Source organism: Pseudomonas sp. B22129 (genome assembly GCF_044218875.1).
Lineage (GTDB): Bacteria > Pseudomonadota > Gammaproteobacteria > Pseudomonadales > Pseudomonadaceae > Aquipseudomonas.
Window position 1 is genome coordinate 3,215,421 of sequence record NZ_CP162592.1, and the last position, 15,452, is coordinate 3,230,872.

15 protein-coding genes are annotated in these 15,452 nt (G+C 59.3%); 8 read left to right on the plus strand and 7 right to left on the minus strand.

Annotation, left to right across the window (positions count from 1 at the left end; all coding sequences use genetic code 11):
* Positions 1-20: 20 nt before the first annotated feature.
* The gene (locus tag AB4P94_RS14790) at positions 21-1,319 is read right to left on the minus strand and encodes a mechanosensitive ion channel family protein (protein ID WP_395611141.1); all 1,299 of its coding nucleotides are present in this window, start codon (positions 1,317-1,319) and stop codon (positions 21-23) included.
* Positions 1,320-1,512: 193 nt separating this feature from the next.
* Between AB4P94_RS14790 and AB4P94_RS14795 the strand changes: the two genes are divergently transcribed.
* Complete coding sequence (locus tag AB4P94_RS14795) at positions 1,513-2,859, plus strand: DEAD/DEAH box helicase (RefSeq protein WP_016979359.1); 1,347 nt, start codon at positions 1,513-1,515, stop codon at positions 2,857-2,859.
* Positions 2,860-3,006: 147 nt separating this feature from the next.
* The gene (locus AB4P94_RS14800) at positions 3,007-3,396 is read left to right on the plus strand and encodes a transcriptional regulator (protein WP_395611142.1); all 390 of its coding nucleotides are present in this window, start codon (positions 3,007-3,009) and stop codon (positions 3,394-3,396) included.
* Positions 3,397-3,514: 118 nt separating this feature from the next.
* On the opposite strand, the gene AB4P94_RS14805 is transcribed toward AB4P94_RS14800, so the two are convergent.
* From AB4P94_RS14805 to AB4P94_RS14815, 3 genes are all read right to left on the minus strand, one after another.
* The gene (locus AB4P94_RS14805; RefSeq protein WP_395611143.1) at positions 3,515-4,381 is read right to left on the minus strand and encodes a DUF6279 family lipoprotein; all 867 of its coding nucleotides are present in this window, start codon (positions 4,379-4,381) and stop codon (positions 3,515-3,517) included.
* A 65-nt stretch (positions 4,382-4,446) separates the two neighbouring features.
* On the minus strand, positions 4,447-5,169 hold the full coding sequence (locus AB4P94_RS14810; protein ID WP_395611144.1) for a TorF family putative porin: 723 nt from the start codon (positions 5,167-5,169) through the stop codon (positions 4,447-4,449).
* A gap of 207 nt (positions 5,170-5,376) precedes the next feature.
* Positions 5,377-5,556 (minus strand): hypothetical protein, encoded by a 180-nt coding sequence (locus AB4P94_RS14815; RefSeq protein WP_003193095.1) that lies wholly within the window; start codon positions 5,554-5,556, stop codon positions 5,377-5,379.
* Positions 5,557-5,878: 322 nt separating this feature from the next.
* Between AB4P94_RS14815 and AB4P94_RS14820 the strand changes: the two genes are divergently transcribed.
* The 3 genes from AB4P94_RS14820 to AB4P94_RS14830 all read left to right on the plus strand — a co-directional run bounded on the left by AB4P94_RS14820 (position 5,879) and on the right by AB4P94_RS14830 (position 8,807).
* Positions 5,879-6,715 (plus strand): S1 RNA-binding domain-containing protein, encoded by an 837-nt coding sequence (locus tag AB4P94_RS14820; RefSeq protein WP_034099624.1) that lies wholly within the window; start codon positions 5,879-5,881, stop codon positions 6,713-6,715.
* Between the two features lie 52 nt (positions 6,716-6,767).
* On the plus strand, positions 6,768-7,166 hold the full coding sequence (locus tag AB4P94_RS14825; protein WP_395611145.1) for a DUF2177 family protein: 399 nt from the start codon (positions 6,768-6,770) through the stop codon (positions 7,164-7,166).
* Positions 7,167-7,364: 198 nt separating this feature from the next.
* Positions 7,365-8,807, plus strand: a complete 1,443-nt coding sequence (locus tag AB4P94_RS14830; protein ID WP_395611146.1) for an NCS1 family nucleobase:cation symporter-1 — start codon at positions 7,365-7,367, stop codon at positions 8,805-8,807.
* Here the strand turns inward: AB4P94_RS14830 and AB4P94_RS14835 are convergent.
* Positions 8,719-9,927, minus strand: a complete 1,209-nt coding sequence (locus tag AB4P94_RS14835) for an MFS transporter (protein ID WP_395611147.1) — start codon at positions 9,925-9,927, stop codon at positions 8,719-8,721. The two genes, AB4P94_RS14830 and AB4P94_RS14835, sit on opposite strands and share 89 nt — an antisense overlap.
* A gap of 104 nt (positions 9,928-10,031) precedes the next feature.
* Between AB4P94_RS14835 and AB4P94_RS14840 the strand changes: the two genes are divergently transcribed.
* From AB4P94_RS14840 to AB4P94_RS14850, 3 genes are all read left to right on the plus strand, one after another.
* Positions 10,032-10,925 carry a LysR substrate-binding domain-containing protein gene (locus tag AB4P94_RS14840; protein ID WP_395611148.1) on the plus strand — a complete coding sequence of 298 codons (894 nt, stop codon included), beginning with the start codon at positions 10,032-10,034 and terminating at the stop codon, positions 10,923-10,925.
* Positions 10,926-11,067: 142 nt separating this feature from the next.
* A complete protein-coding gene (locus AB4P94_RS14845) occupies positions 11,068-11,190 on the plus strand; it encodes a PA1414 family protein (RefSeq protein ID WP_003193089.1) in 123 nt (40 codons plus the stop codon).
* A 239-nt stretch (positions 11,191-11,429) separates the two neighbouring features.
* Positions 11,430-12,032, plus strand: coding sequence for an N-acetylmuramoyl-L-alanine amidase (locus AB4P94_RS14850; RefSeq protein ID WP_395611149.1), 603 nt, complete (start codon positions 11,430-11,432; stop codon positions 12,030-12,032).
* Positions 12,033-12,473: 441 nt separating this feature from the next.
* Here AB4P94_RS14850 and AB4P94_RS14855 read toward each other — a convergent pair whose 3' ends face one another.
* Both AB4P94_RS14855 and AB4P94_RS14860 read right to left on the minus strand, forming a co-directional pair.
* Positions 12,474-13,856 (minus strand): sodium:solute symporter, encoded by a 1,383-nt coding sequence (locus tag AB4P94_RS14855; protein ID WP_395611150.1) that lies wholly within the window; start codon positions 13,854-13,856, stop codon positions 12,474-12,476.
* Between the two features lie 24 nt (positions 13,857-13,880).
* Positions 13,881-15,452, minus strand: a complete 1,572-nt coding sequence (locus tag AB4P94_RS14860) for a purine-cytosine permease family protein (RefSeq protein WP_395611151.1) — start codon at positions 15,450-15,452, stop codon at positions 13,881-13,883.

A 15,452-nucleotide genomic window follows, 5' to 3' on the forward strand; every position in this document is an offset into this window, starting at 1 on the left:
CTCCCACAAGGTGCGTGTTGTTAACTCGACTGTTGTTCGAGAGCTGGCAAATGACTCGCCCCCAACACCGCCGGCAACACCCCCGCGCGCAAATCATTACCACTCGGCTGCTGATACAGGCTCAACCCAAACTCCGGCAGTACCGCCAGCAAATAATCAAAAATATCCCCCTGAATTCGCTCGTAATCCGCCCACGCCGTGGTGCGGGTAAAGCAGTAGATTTCCAGCGGCACGCCCTGGGCGGTGGTTTGCATCTGGCGGACCATGCAGGTCATGTTCGGCTGGATGTCCGGGTGGCTTTTGAGGTACGCCAGGGCATACGCGCGAAAGGTGCCCAGGTTGGTCATGCGCCGGCGGTTGGCTGAAAGCTGCGCGCTGTGGCCCTGGGCTTCGTTCCAGGCCTTGAGCTCGGCCTGCTTGCGGCTGATGTAGTCGGTGAGCAGGTGCACTTGGGTCATGCGCACTTCTTCATCGTCACGCAAAAAGCGCACGCCGCTGGCGTCGATAAACAGGCTGCGTTTGATCCGGCGACCGCCGGAGGCCTGCATGCCGCGCCAGTTCTTGAACGACTCGGACATCAGGCGCCAGGTCGGAATGGAGACGATGGTTTTGTCGAAGTTCTGCACTTTGACCGTGTGCAGGGTGATGTCCACGACGTCACCGTCGGCGCCAACCTGGGGCATTTCGATCCAGTCGCCCACACGCAGCATGTCGTTGCTGGTCAATTGCACGCTGGCGACGAATGACAGCAGCGTGTCCTTGTACACCAACAGGATGACCGCCGACATGGCACCCAGCCCCGAGAGCAGTAGCAGCGGCGAGCGGTCAATCAAGGTGGCGACAATGATGATCGCGGCAAACACGAACAACACCATCTTGGCCAGTTGCACATAGCCTTTGATCGAACGCGTGCGTGCGTGTTCGGTGCGCGCATAGATATCCAGCAGCGCATTGAGCAGGGCGCTCACGGCCAGGGTCATGAACAGGATGGTGAAGGCGAGGGCCACATTGCCGATAAACAGGGTGGCGGTTTTGCTGAGGTCCGGCACCAGGTACAGGCCGAATTGAATCACCAGAGAGGGCGTCATCTGCGCCAGGCGGTGAAATACCTTGTTATGCCGCAGGTCGTTGAGCCAATGCAGCGCCGGTTGCCGGCCGAGCAATTTCACGGCGTGCAGGATCAAGTAGCGCGCCACGCGTCCGAGCAGCAAGGCGACTACCAGCAACACCAGCAAACCCAGGCTGGAATGCAACACCGGGTGTTCATCGAGGGCGCCCCAAAGGTCTTGGACGTTACGCCAGAGCTGTTTGATATCCATGGGTGAAACCGATTCTTCTGTAAGACAAGACGGGCCGATTAGAGCATTTAAGTGCAACAAAGTTGGCGTCACGGACAAAATCGCTGACAAAAAACCAGCTGATTGGCACCGTTCGCGTAAAGAAACTCGGTTTGGACGCCCGAAACCGGTAACCTATGCCGCTGATATTTTGTATTTCTTCGAGGTAGCACCCGTGTTTTCCCAATTCGCCCTGCACGAACGCCTGCTCAAAGCCGTGGCCGAGCTTAAATTTGTCGAGCCTACGCCTGTGCAAGCAGCGGCCATCCCGCTCGCGCTCGAAGGGCGTGACCTGCGGGTGACGGCTCAAACCGGCAGCGGCAAGACCGCCGCTTTCGTTCTGCCGGTGCTGAACCGCCTGATCGGTCCGGCCAAGGTTCGCGTCAGCATCAAGACCCTGATCCTGCTGCCAACCCGCGAGCTGGCCCAGCAGACACTGAAGGAAGTCGAGCGCTTTTCGCAGTTCACCTTCATCAAGTCCGGCATCATTACCGGTGGCGAAGACTTCAAGGTCCAGGCCGCCATGCTGCGCAAGGTGCCGGATATCCTGATCGGCACCCCCGGCCGCATGATCGAGCAACTCAACGCCGGCAACCTTGACCTCAAGGAAGTCGAAGTGCTGGTGCTCGACGAAGCTGACCGCATGCTCGACATGGGCTTTGCCGATGACGTGCAGCGCCTGGTGGGCGAGTGCGTCAACCGCCAGCAGACCATGCTGTTCTCCGCCACCACTGGCGGTTCGACCCTGCGCGACATGGTCGCCAAGGTCCTGAACAACCCTGAACACTTGCAGGTCAACAACGTCAGCGACCTGAACGCGACCACGCGTCAGCAGATCGTGACCGCCGACCACAACGTGCACAAAGAGCAGATCCTGAACTGGCTGTTGGCCAACGAGACCTATCAGAAAGCCATCGTGTTCACCAATACCCGCGCTGCGGCCGATCGCATCTATGGCCGCCTGGTTGCCCAGGAATACAAGGCGTTCGTGCTGCACGGCGAGAAAGACCAGAAGGACCGCAAGCTGGCGATCGACCGCCTGAAGGCGGGCGGCGTGAAGATTCTGGTGGCCACCGACGTGGCTGCTCGTGGCCTTGACGTTGACGGCCTGGACCTGGTGATCAACTTCGACATGCCCCGCAGCGGCGACGAATACGTGCACCGTATTGGCCGTACCGGCCGTGCCGGCAACGATGGCCTGGCCATCTCGCTGATCTGCCACGGCGACTGGAACCTGATGTCGAGCATCGAGCGCTACCTCAAGCAGTCGTTCGAGCGCCGTACCATCAAGGAAGTCAAAGGTACCTACACCGGACCGAAGAAGGTCAAGGCGTCTGGCAAGGCCGTTGGCGTGAAGAAGAAAAAGACTGACGCCAAGGGCGACAAGAAGAAAACCGGCGCCAAGTCGCCGACCAAGCGAAAAATCGCCAACCGGCCGAAGACCGACAACCTGTCGCTCGTCAGCAAGGACGGTATGGCGCCGCTCAAGCGCCGCAAGCCAGAAGCGCCGGCTGCCGAATAAGCCCGCGCTGATATGAAAAAACCGGACGATGTCCGGTTTTTTTATGGGCGCGATGTGTGGCTTCGTCTGCTGGACTGAACGCGGCTGGGTGCAACCTGTCCACCGGATAACGGGCCACTTTTTCACTGGCCCACAGGAGGAATCAGGATGACGACTTACAACTGGGATTTGATCGAACGTCTGCTGCATGAAGTGCAGAACGGCGACGGCAGCTTCGCACCGCGCAAATACGCCGAGCAGGAAGCGGCCGAGAAGGCCACGGCGGGTGAGTCCACCGGTAATCTGGATGCGCTGAAAAAGACCGCTGCGGACTATGAAGCGCTGTTGTTCAAGCGCGGGTTTATTGAATCGCGTCCGCAGGAGGAGGGCGGTAACGGTGAGAATTTCATCCTGACCGCGCTGGGGGCGCAATTGTTGGCGCTGATTGATAGCTCGATTCCGGGCAATGATCACCCGCGTCAGGTGCTGGATGAGCAGGCAGATGCGCTGGATCCGGCGACGTTTGCGGTAGTGGCGTCCAAGCCACAGATTGCGTAACGAGGATCAACTCAAATCAAGTGTGGGAGCCGGGCTTGCCCGCGATACAGTCAACTCGGTCTGCCTGCCAGACCGTTGTGATGCTATCGCAGGCAAGCTCCCACACAAGTTCACCTTTTTAGGTAGAGGAAGCCTTCAGGCATTTGAGTGCCTTGAAGTCGCTGCGCACCTTGTCGATCTTTTGGGTCAGCTTCAAGCGCTGTTGCCGGGTGCTCTGGGCCATCAGGTCGACGATCAGGCTGCGGGCTGCCGCCTCCGTCTTTGCGTAGGCCAGTTTGTATTCCGGCGTCCACAGGCTTTCGCGGTCCACCAATAACTGCTGAATTTTCTGTGCAAAGTCGGGGCTGCGGCGTTGCTGCACGGCATCGATAAATTGCGCCTGCCAGCGCGCGCGGTTGCCGATCCACTCCTGATTCTGCTCGCCCAAGGCAATCGACCACGCGGTGACGCGGTTTTGCTGGCTGTCACTGAGCGGCCCAATCCACGCATCCAGGCGCTTGCTCATGCGCTCTGCGCGCTCCTTGATCTGCTGCGCCAACGGCGGCTTGAGGTATTCGTCCTGGCGCTTGCGCAAATCCTTGGCCAGGGCGTCGCTCATTTCCTTGACCTGCTTGTCGTCCAGCCCTTGCAGCAACTCGACGGCCGACGGGGTAATGGTGCGGGCGATTTCGGCAATCGCCTGTTTGGCTTCCGTGGTGCGCGCTTGCAGCGCGGCGTCGGTGACCTGGTTGTTATCGACCATCTGTTGCAGGCGGTCGAGCCAATCCAGGTAACCCGGTAATTGTGTGGTGCAATGCCAGGCCAGGTGTTCCTTGAGCGTGTCGTTGAACCAGCTTTTCTGCCCGGCATTCATGTCCAGGTAGTCGTTGAGGGTCCAGGGGATGATCACGTCGAGGTTGCGATAGGCCAGGCCCACGCGGTTGCACGCGGTGAGCGCCAGGCTCAGGGTGAGCAACATCACCAGCAGTTTGAGCCGACGCAACATGGGCAGGTCCTTGCGCAATGAGGGGTATGCATGTGAACCCGCGGCGAGCGCGACAGTTCAGCCCATCAATAAAACGACCGTGCGGCCTTCAAGGTCAACAGGCCGTCGCATTGCGAATTGTGTCCGGAATAGGCCGAGCAATCGCCGCCGCTGAGGCTGGAGTCGCTGTAGATAAGGTCCAGGTCAATGCCCTTCCAGGCGCGGGAGAACTGAATCGACCAATCGCTGAAGCTGCTGATGGACCCGCCCTCCACCGACACCGGGCTGCCCAGTTGGTGGGTGGTGTATTTCATGCTCACGCCGATGCCGAAGGGCTGAGTGCCGCCGAGGTCGGCAAACAGCGTGCTGTCCTGGCGGGCGGGGTCATTGCTGAAGGAGGCGCCGAACCGGTTGCCCAGCAGGTTCAGGCCGCCGTAGAACGCCTGGCTGTCGAGGGGGCTGAGCTTGGGGTAGCTGTAATGGATCAGGCCGACTTCGTAGCCCAGGGTCTGATCGAAAGGGTGTTTGAAGCCCATATAAGAATCGACTTCGAGGTTGTTGGCCGAAGACAGGCCCATATTGGGTGAGAACTGGCCGAAATACAGGCCACTGTCATGGCTCAAATCGAGGCCGCCATGAAATGAGTCGCTTCCCGGCGAGGTCGGTTTGACCAGACCCTGGGCCATGCTGCGGCTGGGGGTGGTGCCCAACTTCAGGTCGAAGTCGCCCAGTTCGCGCTGAAAGATTTGCGCTTCGGCGAGAGGGCTGGCTGCCAGGGCCGCGACGAGGAAAATGCAGGGTTTGAACACGCGTCACTCCATGAAAAGCGAGGAGCAGTAACGGAAAAATCGGGAAGATGCCCGTGCCAGACGTGTGCAAGCATACCGGTGAATGCCGGTGGATGAGGCCCGTTCGTCGATTTGCACATCAGAAGGTAGGAGCAGGAGGGTGTTTCGGGCTCTAGTCCTAGCGCCTTGATGACAAGACGCTTAGGGACCAGGTGTCGTGCGCAGGTTTTACTTTTTGCCCAGGCTGATTTGCTTGGACGGGCCGAAAGTCTGGCCGCTCACGCCCTTGGCAATTTGCTGGATTTCGCCACCGGACTTGAGGAACGCAGCAATCTGGCTGTTGATCGATTCGCTGGTTTCAACGGCGGGAGCTGGCTTTGCTTTGCTGTTGGATGCTTTTACGCGCATGGCGGCCACTAACCTGTAGAAAATTAACTTGGCCAGGCATCGTACAGGAAATACTTGACAATTGCTTGGCAAATATCCCCCGGGAATAATGAGCGTGATGGGAAACAGCCAGAGTTTATTCGGGAGGCAAGCCCGTAACTTACTGTTTTAACTGGAAACCATAGCAGCAGAGCCGCCAGCATCCGGGAAAAATTGAATTGTTTGATCAGACGAGCGGGGCGGTGCCAGTAGAACGCCACGCCAGCCCTTGAATTTTCAGGTGCTCGCGCGCCCTGGCCACAACTCGGGTAGAATGCCGCCCACGTAACGAGGGTATCTGGAAATGGCTTTAGTCGGGCGCTACAACAGCTTGCAAGTGGTTAAACACACTAACTTTGGTTTGTACCTGGACGGTGCGCAAGATGGTGAAATCCTCTTGCCTAATCGGTATATCCCCAAAGATATTCCCAGTGAAGATGAAGACTGGCTTAACGTTTTTATTTATCTGGACAGCGATGACAAACTTATCGCCACGACTGAAAAACCGAAAGTTCAAGTGGGCGAATTTGCCAGTTTGAAAGTGGTGGAAGTCAACAGCATCGGTGTATTCCTCGATTGGGGTTTGCCAAAGGATTTGCTGTTGCCGTATTCGGAAGAAAAACGCCAGTTGAGCGCCGGTGAATATTGCGTGGTGCATGTCTACCTCGACAAGCACACCAAACGCATCACGGCTACCGCGCGCCTGGATCGCTACCTGGACAAAACCCCGGCCAACTATCAGGTCGGCCAGGAAGTCGACCTGCTGGTGGCCGAAGCCACCGACATGGGCTTCAAGGCGATCATCAACAACAAGCACTGGGGCCTGATCCACAAGAACGAAGTGTTCAAGTTCCTGCGCCCGGGCAAGGAAGAGAAAGGCTTCATCAAAGAGATCCGCGCTGACGGCAACATCAGCCTGAGCCTGCAGCCGGTCGGCCAGGAAGCGGCGTCCAGCCTGAACTCGAAGATCCTCGCCAAGTTGCGCGAAAACAACGGCACCCTGCCGGTCAGCGATAAAAGCGACCCGGCGGTGATCAGCAACTTGTTCGGCGTCAGCAAGGGCAACTTCAAGAAGGCCATCGGTGCGCTCTACAAGCAGGGGCAGATCGTGATTCATGCAGACCGCATTGAACTAAGCTGATCGCTACTCGCTCTTCTGTAGGCGCCCATCGGCGCCTACAGGAGTGGTTACGATGTCCAGAAAAGCCCTCTTCGCCTACCTCGGCACCTTGCTTGCCTTCCTGGTGCTCGATGGTCTGTGGCTCGGCGTTCTCATGGGCCCGACCTACAAAGGCCTGCTCGGCCCACTGATGCTTGATCAGCCTCGCCTGTTTCCCGCTGTGCTGTTCTATCTCCTCTATGTCATCGGCTGCGTGGTACTCGTCGTCCTGCCCAGTGGCAGTTGGCAGCGCGCTGCGCGTTTGGGGGCATTGCTCGGCCTTGTCGCTTACGGCACCTATGACCTGTGCAATTGGGCCACGCTGGGCGGCTGGTCTGCTGGCTTGGCGATCATGGACATGGCCTGGGGCACATTCCTTACCGCAACGTGCTGTACCGTCGGTTACCTGTGTGCAGATCGAGTGCAAAGGTGATTGTGTACAGGATTTCAGTGCACCGTTGCTGAGCGTAGTCCCTGTTTCCAAACCGTCTTAACCCCCTTTGGAGCGCCAGCTCATGGGGATTGTGTTCTATTGGCACGCATTCTGCTGAATACCTCGTATACAAATCATGCCGCCTCCCGTATGCATCCTGTTACGGAAGCGCAGGCCGGTATTTCGAGGAGCCCAGCGATGACCGAACAATTGCCCAAAGGCTACAGCCCACGTCTGTATAACAAGGACCTGGGCCCGCTGCCGCAGACATGGAACTGGTACAACATCTTCGCTTTCTGGATGAGTGACGTGCACAGCGTCGGCGGTTATGTGTTTGCTGCAAGCTTGTTCGCGCTTGGGCTGGCGAGTTGGCAGGTGCTGATCGCTTTGCTCGCCGGTATTTGCATCGTGCAGATGATCGCCAACCTGGTGGCCAAGCCGAGCCAGCAAGCCGCGGTGCCGTATCCAGTGATCTGCCGGCTGGCCTTTGGTGTATTTGGCGCGAACATTCCCGCTGTGATTCGCGGCCTGATCGCCGTGGCGTGGTATGGCATTCAGACGTACCTGGCGTCCAGCGCCCTGATCATCGTGGTGCTGCGCTTCTTCCCACAGATGGCGGTATACGCCGAGCCGCATTTTGCGGGCTTGTCTTACCTGGGCTGGATGGGGTTCCTCAGCCTGTGGGTACTGCAAGCGGCGGTTTTCTGGGCTGGCATGGAGTCTATTCGCCGTTTTATCGATTGGGCGGGGCCGGTGGTGTACGCGGTGATGTTTGCTCTGGCAGGCTGGATCGTATGGAAGGCTGGCTGGGCAAATATCAATTTCACGCTGTCGGAAAAATCCCTGTCGGGCTGGCAGGCGTTTGGTCAGGTGATTGTGGCGACGGCGTTGGTGGTTTCGTATTTCTCCGGGCCCACGCTGAATTTCGGTGATTTCAGCCGCTACTGCCGCACCCTGCAGGACGTGCGGCGTGGCAACTTCTGGGGGCTGCCGGTTAACTTTCTGGCGTTCTCGCTGGTGACCGTGGTGATCGTGTCGGGCACGTTGCCGGTGTTTGGCGAGATGCTTCACGACCCGATTGCCACCGTTTCACGCATCGACAACAGCATGGCCGTGCTCCTGGGCGCTTTCGCCTTTGTCACGGCAACCATTGGCATCAATATTGTCGCCAACTTCGTCTCCCCGGCGTTTGACTTCGCCAACGTCGCACCGAGCAAAATCAGTTGGCGCGCAGGCGGCATGATCGCCGCCGTGGCCTCGATCTTTATCACGCCGTGGAACCTGTTCAACAACCCGTTGATGATCCACTACACCCTGGACATCCTCGCGGCGTTTATCGGGCCGTTGTTCGGGATTCTGTTGGTGGACTACTACCTCATCAAAAAGCAGCAGATCGATGTGGACGCGTTGTTTGATGACAGCCCGCGGGGGCGTTATTACTTCGACGGCGGTGTGAACTGGACGGCGGTCAAGGCGTTGGTACCCGCGACGCTGGTCGGCGTCGCGATTACCTTCACCCCGGCGTTGCAGGGCATGGCCAACTTTGCCTGGTTTACCGGCTGCTTCCTGGGAGGGCTGTTTTTCCTGGTGCTCGCTCGGCGAGAGCAGGTTCGCCTCCCTGCGCCACTGGTTGTCGGCTGACCAATATCGCACCCGCCAGTAGCAAGCCGCAGCCGGCGACGACCAAAGCCGGTTGCAGGCCGCCACTGATGTGGCTGCTCACCGAGGCCAGCAATGGGCCGCTTAATTGGCCGATGGCGAAGCTGGCGGTCAGCAGCCCGGTGCTGCGCTGGTAGCCGTGGGGCGCGACCTCACGCAGGCGGGCCATCACCAGTTGCATGCAGGCCAGGAACGGCCCGCCGCACAGCAACACGCCCAGTGCCAGGCCCCAGCCATTGCCCAGCAGGCAGGCAAACACGCCGCCCGCTTGCAGCCACAAGGTGGTCATGAGCCAGCGGCGAGTGGTCTCCGGGTCTTTGCGGCGCAGGCTCGCCACTACCACACCCATTGCTGCCGCCAGACCAAAACACGGCCAGAACAGGTCGGCTTGCCAGGCGCCCTTGAATTGCGCGCTGGCCATCTGCGACAGGAAGGTCGCCGGGATGATGTAACCCAAGCCATACAGCACATAAATCCAGCACAGGTGCGCAATGCTGCCGTTGCTGCCTGCATCGTTATGGCTGGCGACCGGCGAGACGGCGGCGGAGGGTTTGGGCAGAAACGGCAGGATCGCCAGCAACATCACCAGCGCCACCACGCCGTAGACCAGCCACAAGGTTGCAGAGTCTTGCTTCAGTAAATTGGAGCCCAGGGCCAGCAAGCCGGTCAGCAGGATCCCCAGCCCCGGCCCGGCAAATACCAGGGCGCCCAGGCGAGGGCGTCCGGCGGCGATTGCCAGCGGCTGGCTCAAGCTGGTGATCATCACCAACGCCCAGGCACTGGCTACGCCGGTGCCAAAGCGCAACAGCAAATGTGGCCAGAAACCGTGGGCCCAGTAAGACGCGAAGGTGAGCAGCACGCACAGCCAAAGACCGCCATACAAGCGCCCGCGTACGTGGTGATGGCTGCGCGCGAAGATCGAATCCACCGCGCCTACGAAGTAGCCCAGGTAATTGGCGGCAGCGATCAGCCCGGCGCCGGTCAGGTCGATCTGCCCTTCGCTGAGCAAATGCGGCATCTGTGGCGTGAGGGCGAAGCGGCCTATGCCCATGGCCATCATCAGGGCAATAAAGCTGGCGAGTAAGCGAATCAGGGGGGACATGCTTGGGTTTCCTGTAGGAAAGCGAATGACCTTCAGGCTAAAGCCGATTGACTTTCTGTAAAAATGAATAATAGTGAGTAACTTGTTCAGTTTTGGAGAAAGGTATGGAGTTCAGTCAATTGCGCATTTTCCAGGCCGTGGCGGAAGAGGGCTCCATCACTCGCGCGGCTGACCGGCTGCACCGCGTGCCGTCGAACCTGTCGACGCGGCTCAAGCAGATGGAAGAGCAATTGGGCGTAGAGCTGTTCGTCCGAGAGCGCCAGCGCTTGCAGCTTTCTCCTGCGGGTAAAGTGCTGCTGGACTACAGCACCCGCCTGCTTGCGCTGCACGACGAAGCCCACGGCGCGGTGCAGGGCGGGCAACCGGCCGGGGATTTTGTAGTGGGCAGCATGTACAGCACGGCTGCGGTGCATCTGCCCAAGCTGTTGGCGCGCTATCACAAGGCCTATCCGATGGTGAACCTTCAGGTGCAATCGGCGCCCAGTGGTGAACTGCTCGAAGGTTTGATTACCGGCCGGCTGGACGCTGCCTTCGTGGATGGCCCGATTACCATTGCTTCCCTTGACGGCGTTGCGCTGTGCGAAGAGCGGCTGGTGCTGATTTGCGAGGCCGATCACCCGCCGGTACGCGGGCCGCAAGATGTGGCCGGGCGTTCGGTGTTTACCTTTCGTCGCAGCTGCGCGTACCGCGCGCGGTTGGAAACCTGGTTTTCCCACGATCGCGTGGCCATGGGCCGGGCCATTGAGATCGAGTCCTATCAAGGCATGCTTGCCTGCGTGATCGCCGGTTCCGGCGTGGCACTGATGTCCGAATCCATGCTCGACAGCCTGCCCGGCAAGGACAGCGTGTCCGTTCATCCCCTGACCGGGCCTTTTGCCACTGCTACCACCTGGCTGATGTGGCGAAAGGGTATGCTCGGCGCTAACCTCAACGCATGGATCGACCTGCAGCAAGAAGACAAGGCCGAGTTCCTGCAAGACGCACGCGCAATTGCTTGAACGATCCGTCAGGATTCTGATCAATCCAGTAATAGTTCGTTGTGGTTTCGTTCAAGCATTACGTAGGACTTAGGGCTACTATCACTGTAGGAAAAGGCGACACAACCCTCGCCGACTCGCACCACCCTCAAAGGGGGCAACCATGAAAGAGAAAATTCAAAACTGGCTCCACGACCTCGGCGTTGCGCTGGGCCTGATCGAGCCTCCGCTGCAACCGGTGCCGATTCGCACGGATGACGAGCAGCGCCGGCCGCGTCGCAGGTAAATTCTGAAGCGCTCATACGATCCTGGGTTCGGTTGTGTGAGCGCTAACGAGGTGGATTGTTGTTCAGGGGCCAGGTGGACCCCTGTAACTCAGGCGCAGCCCTCCTTTACCACCAGCCATCTCTCAACGTCCGACGAATCGAGACCCGATGTCGGACCCTTCCTGTTGTTTCGTCATCTGATCTTTTTCCCCGTTCGACCTTCTATATTTTCGTCTTCTCATGGAGGAAAGGCGTTGATATGTCGAGCATGGATAGCGAAGGAATGTTGATTTCCGGCAAGGTCGAACATCGTCGATTTAAAACGATTGAGCAGGGTGATTTGCGCAGCGTCAGTGCGTTGGTAGTCCACCAGACGGATGCATCGACTGCAGAGCACACGTTCAATGGCTACCGCTCCAAAGGGAATGGGGCTCATTTTCTAATCGAAAAAAATGGTGTGATTTACCAGACCGCCAGTATGAAAAAGCGCTGCTTTCACGTTGGGCGGTTCATTCGATCAAAATGCATGGCCGTTGATAAGGCGTCTTGCGACGCTGCTCAAATGACCAGAATTCATACACTTTCGTGGACGTTGCAGATCCGGGCTTTGGATCGCCACGAGCGCACAAAGAACTACCCTGAGCGATACCCGATGAATTCGGATTCTTTGGGTATCGAGTTGGTCGGCAAACATTTGGATGCAGCCCGGTACGAGGCCATTACGGCTATGCAGAACCAGTCCCTTCAGTGGCTGGTCTCAGCGTTGTTCGGTCACTACGGTCTGACCTCGGCAGATGTTTACACGCACCCGCAAATCTCTTACAAACACCCCGGCGAAGCCAGCAGTGCGGTGTGGCAATGAGGGGCGTGTGTCTTTCGTTGAGCGTGCTGATAGCGGGATGTTCGCCCGCCCCTCAAGATTTCAGTGAGATATCCATTAGCCGCTTTCAATCCGAAGAGCCTGAGCGCTGCCGCCCGTCAGATGTTGGATTGAATGAGCAACAGGTTGTGGCCTTTTTCAGGCGTGCCGAGCAAATCGATGCCCGAACGCTGCACAACGAATACGACTGGGCGCCTTGCTACCTTGAGGGCACTTTGAAGTTTCAGGGGCAGGCGTGTAGCTGGGAGGTGAGGGCGGGTGGGACGGGGCAGATTGAATGCCTGGCAACCGAGCAGTATTTTGGCTGCAATGACTGCGGCGATTTGTTCGAAGGCGTCAAGCCGTAGCACCGAATGACAAAAAAACGGGTGTGGCATCCGACGCCACACCCGCTGAAGAAACCGCTTTAAACCCTGTCAGTCATCAAATCGCCCGGGCCGCCTCGGCCTGGGGGCTGCGCGACAGCAAACTCACCACCACAAAACTGACCAGGCCAACCGCCAGGCTGTAGTAGATCGGCGTGTTCGCGTCCAACCCATCCTTGAACATGAACACCAGCGCCGTCACAAAGCCGAGTGTCATCGACGCAATCGCCCCCGATGTGGTCGCGCGCTTCCAGAAAATCGCCCCCATCAGCGGAATCAGCATGCCACCCACCAACAGGTTGTAGGCCAGGGTCAGGGCGCTGATCACGTCGTTTACCACCAGCGCGATACCCAGTACGGCGATGCCGGTGAGCAGCGTGAACAGGCGGTTGATGTTCAGGCTCGACTGTTTACCGCCGCGCAGGCGCGGCAACAGGTCTTCGGTCAGTACGGTGGAGGCGGCGAGCAAGCCGGCACTGGCGGTGGACATCATCGCGGCCAGTGCAGCAGCAATCACCAGGCCGCGAATGCCGTCCGGCAGCGAGGCTTTGACGATGGCGGCGAAAGCGTTGTTGACGTTGTCCAGGTCTGGCAGCAGCACGTGGGCGGCCATCCCGATCAGCGCGCACGCCAGGCCGTAAAGGATGCAGTAGAAACCGGCGAACGTGCCTGCGTATTTGGCGACCTTTTCGTCACGCGCGGTGAACACGCGCTGCCAGATGTCTTGGCCGATCAGGATGCCGAAGAAGTAGATCATGAAGTAGGTGATGATCGTGTCCCAGCCGATTTCGGTGAAGCTGAAATTCGACGCAGGCAGTTTGGCCACCAACTCATCCCAGCCGCCGACGCGGTACAGGCAGATCGGCAGCAAGATAAACATCAGCCCCACGGTCTTGATCACGAACTGCACGATGTCGGTCAGGGTCAGCGACCACATGCCGCCGATGGTCGAATACACCACCACCACGCCACCGCCGAGCAGCACCGAGATCCAGAACGGCAGGCCGAACAGCACTTGCAGCACGGTGCCGATGGCGAGGATCGAGGTCACGCCGATCATCAAGGCGTAGGCCAGCATGATCACCGCGCTCGCTTGGCGGGCCATAGGGTTGTAGCGTTTTTCCAGGACCTGGGTCACGGTGAAGATTTTCAGCTTCAGCAGCGGCTTGGCCAGGAACAGGTTCAGCGCAATGATCCCTGCACCCAGCGCGGCGCACAGCCAGAAGCCGGAAATGCCGTGCACGTAACCCAAGCGTACGGTGCCGACGGTGGATGCACCACCCAATACCGTGGCGGCCATGGTGCCCATGTACAGCGACGGGCCCAGGTTACGCCCGGCGACCAGGTAGTCTTCGTGGGTCTTGGCGCGGCGCATGCCGTAATAGCCGAGCACGAGCATGCCGGCGGCGTAGATGAGTACGACGAATAAATCCAAAGCCATGACGGCGGTTCTCCGATTATCTTTTTATTGTGGTGAAGAGGCTTGTTGTGGCGAGGGAGCTTGCTCCCGCTCGACAGCGAAGCTGGAGCCGGCTTTTATAGGGCCGCTACGCAGCCCAGCGGGAGCAAGCTCCCTCGCCACAAAGGCGGGGCCGTAGACAGCGGCCGGTTCCGGAAACACGCGAAGCAAGGTCAGGTACACCACCGACGCCAGTCCCAGCGTCACCGGCAGGCTGATGTCGATGCCGTCGGCCAGGTTGCCCAGCGGCCCGACAAACTGACCCGGCAGGTTGACGAAGCACAGGCCCACCAGCGCACTCGGGATCCAGGCCCCCAGCCCGCGCCAGTTCCAGCCATGGCTGAACCAGTAGCGCCCGCCGGTTTCACCGCGGGTGAACACTTGCAGGTCATCCGGGCAGTAGAAGCCGCGACGCACGATCAGGCCGATGATCATCATCACCATCCACGGCGTCGTGCAGGTAATGATCAGCACAGCGAAGGTCGACACGCTCTGCACCAGGTTGGCGGCGAAACGTCCGATAAAGATGAAGGCAATCGACATCACACCGATCAGCAACGTGGCCTTGACCCGCGACAGCAAGCGCGGGAACACGCTGGACATGTCCAGGCCCGTGCCATACAGCGACGTGGTGCCGGTGGACATGCCGCCAATCACTGCGATCAGGCACACCGGCAGGAAGAACCAGCTCGGTGCCACCGCCAGCAAACCGCCGACATAGTTATTGGCCGCTATATAGTCCGGCGCCTTGATCGCCACGATGGTCGCGGTGGCCAGGCCGAACAGGAAGGGGATCAGGGTGGCGATCTGTGCCAGCACCACTGCCGCCATGATGCGTATTTTCGGTGTTTCGCGGGGGATGTAACGCGACCAGTCACCCAGGAACGCGCCGAAGGAAATCGGGTTGCTCATGGCCACCAGCGCAGCGCCGATAAACGCGGCCCAGAAACCGGTCTGGCCGAGTGCGACGGTGCCGGCGAAGTGGCTGTCGAAGGCCGGGGCGAAGGCGAAGATACCCAGCAGGAACAGCAGGCTCGCCGCCCACACCGCAATGCGGTTGACCCACAGCATGAAGCGAAAGCCGTAGATGCAAACGGTGAGAACGAGGACGGCGAACAGGCCGTAAGCCAGGCCCAGGGTCAGGTCAGTTTCAGGCAGGCCCACCAGACGTTTCGCACCACCAACCAGCGCATCACCTGAACTCCACACCGACAGTGAGAAGAAGGCAATCGCCGTCAGCAATGACAGAAACGAGCCGACAATCCGCCCGTGCACGCCGAAGTGCGCACCGGAAGACACGGCGTTGTTGGTGCCGTTGATCGGCCCGAACAGGCCCATGGGCGCCAGGATCAGCGCGCCCACCAGCACGCCCAGCACAATCGCCCAGACACCGGCCTGGAACGACAAGCCGAACAGCACCGGGAACGAGCCCAGCACCGCGGTGGCAAAGGTATTGGCGCCGCCGAAGATCAGTCGGAACAGGTCCTTGGGGCCAGCGGTACGTTCGTGGTCCGGGATCTGTTCGACCCCGTTGGTTTCAATCTTTCGAATACTTTTATCGTTGTTTTTATTATTCAT

Coding starts and splice junctions, on each gene's coding strand:
- AB4P94_RS14790 (WP_395611141.1), bottom strand. CDS start 1,319: ATGGATATCAAACAGCTCTGGCGTAACGTCCAAGACCTTTGGGGCGCC.
- AB4P94_RS14800 (WP_395611142.1), top strand. CDS start 3,007: ATGACGACTTACAACTGGGATTTGATCGAACGTCTGCTGCATGAAGTG.
- AB4P94_RS14805 (WP_395611143.1), bottom strand. CDS start 4,381: ATGTTGCGTCGGCTCAAACTGCTGGTGATGTTGCTCACCCTGAGCCTG.
- AB4P94_RS14815 (WP_003193095.1), bottom strand. CDS start 5,556: ATGCGCGTAAAAGCATCCAACAGCAAAGCAAAGCCAGCTCCCGCCGTT.
- AB4P94_RS14820 (WP_034099624.1), top strand. CDS start 5,879: ATGGCTTTAGTCGGGCGCTACAACAGCTTGCAAGTGGTTAAACACACT.
- AB4P94_RS14825 (WP_395611145.1), top strand. CDS start 6,768: ATGTCCAGAAAAGCCCTCTTCGCCTACCTCGGCACCTTGCTTGCCTTC.
- AB4P94_RS14830 (WP_395611146.1), top strand. CDS start 7,365: ATGACCGAACAATTGCCCAAAGGCTACAGCCCACGTCTGTATAACAAG.
- AB4P94_RS14835 (WP_395611147.1), bottom strand. CDS start 9,927: ATGTCCCCCCTGATTCGCTTACTCGCCAGCTTTATTGCCCTGATGATG.
- AB4P94_RS14840 (WP_395611148.1), top strand. CDS start 10,032: ATGGAGTTCAGTCAATTGCGCATTTTCCAGGCCGTGGCGGAAGAGGGC.
- AB4P94_RS14845 (WP_003193089.1), top strand. CDS start 11,068: ATGAAAGAGAAAATTCAAAACTGGCTCCACGACCTCGGCGTTGCGCTG.
- AB4P94_RS14850 (WP_395611149.1), top strand. CDS start 11,430: ATGTCGAGCATGGATAGCGAAGGAATGTTGATTTCCGGCAAGGTCGAA.
- AB4P94_RS14855 (WP_395611150.1), bottom strand. CDS start 13,856: ATGGCTTTGGATTTATTCGTCGTACTCATCTACGCCGCCGGCATGCTC.
- AB4P94_RS14860 (WP_395611151.1), bottom strand. CDS start 15,452: ATGAATAATAAAAACAACGATAAAAGTATTCGAAAGATTGAAACCAAC.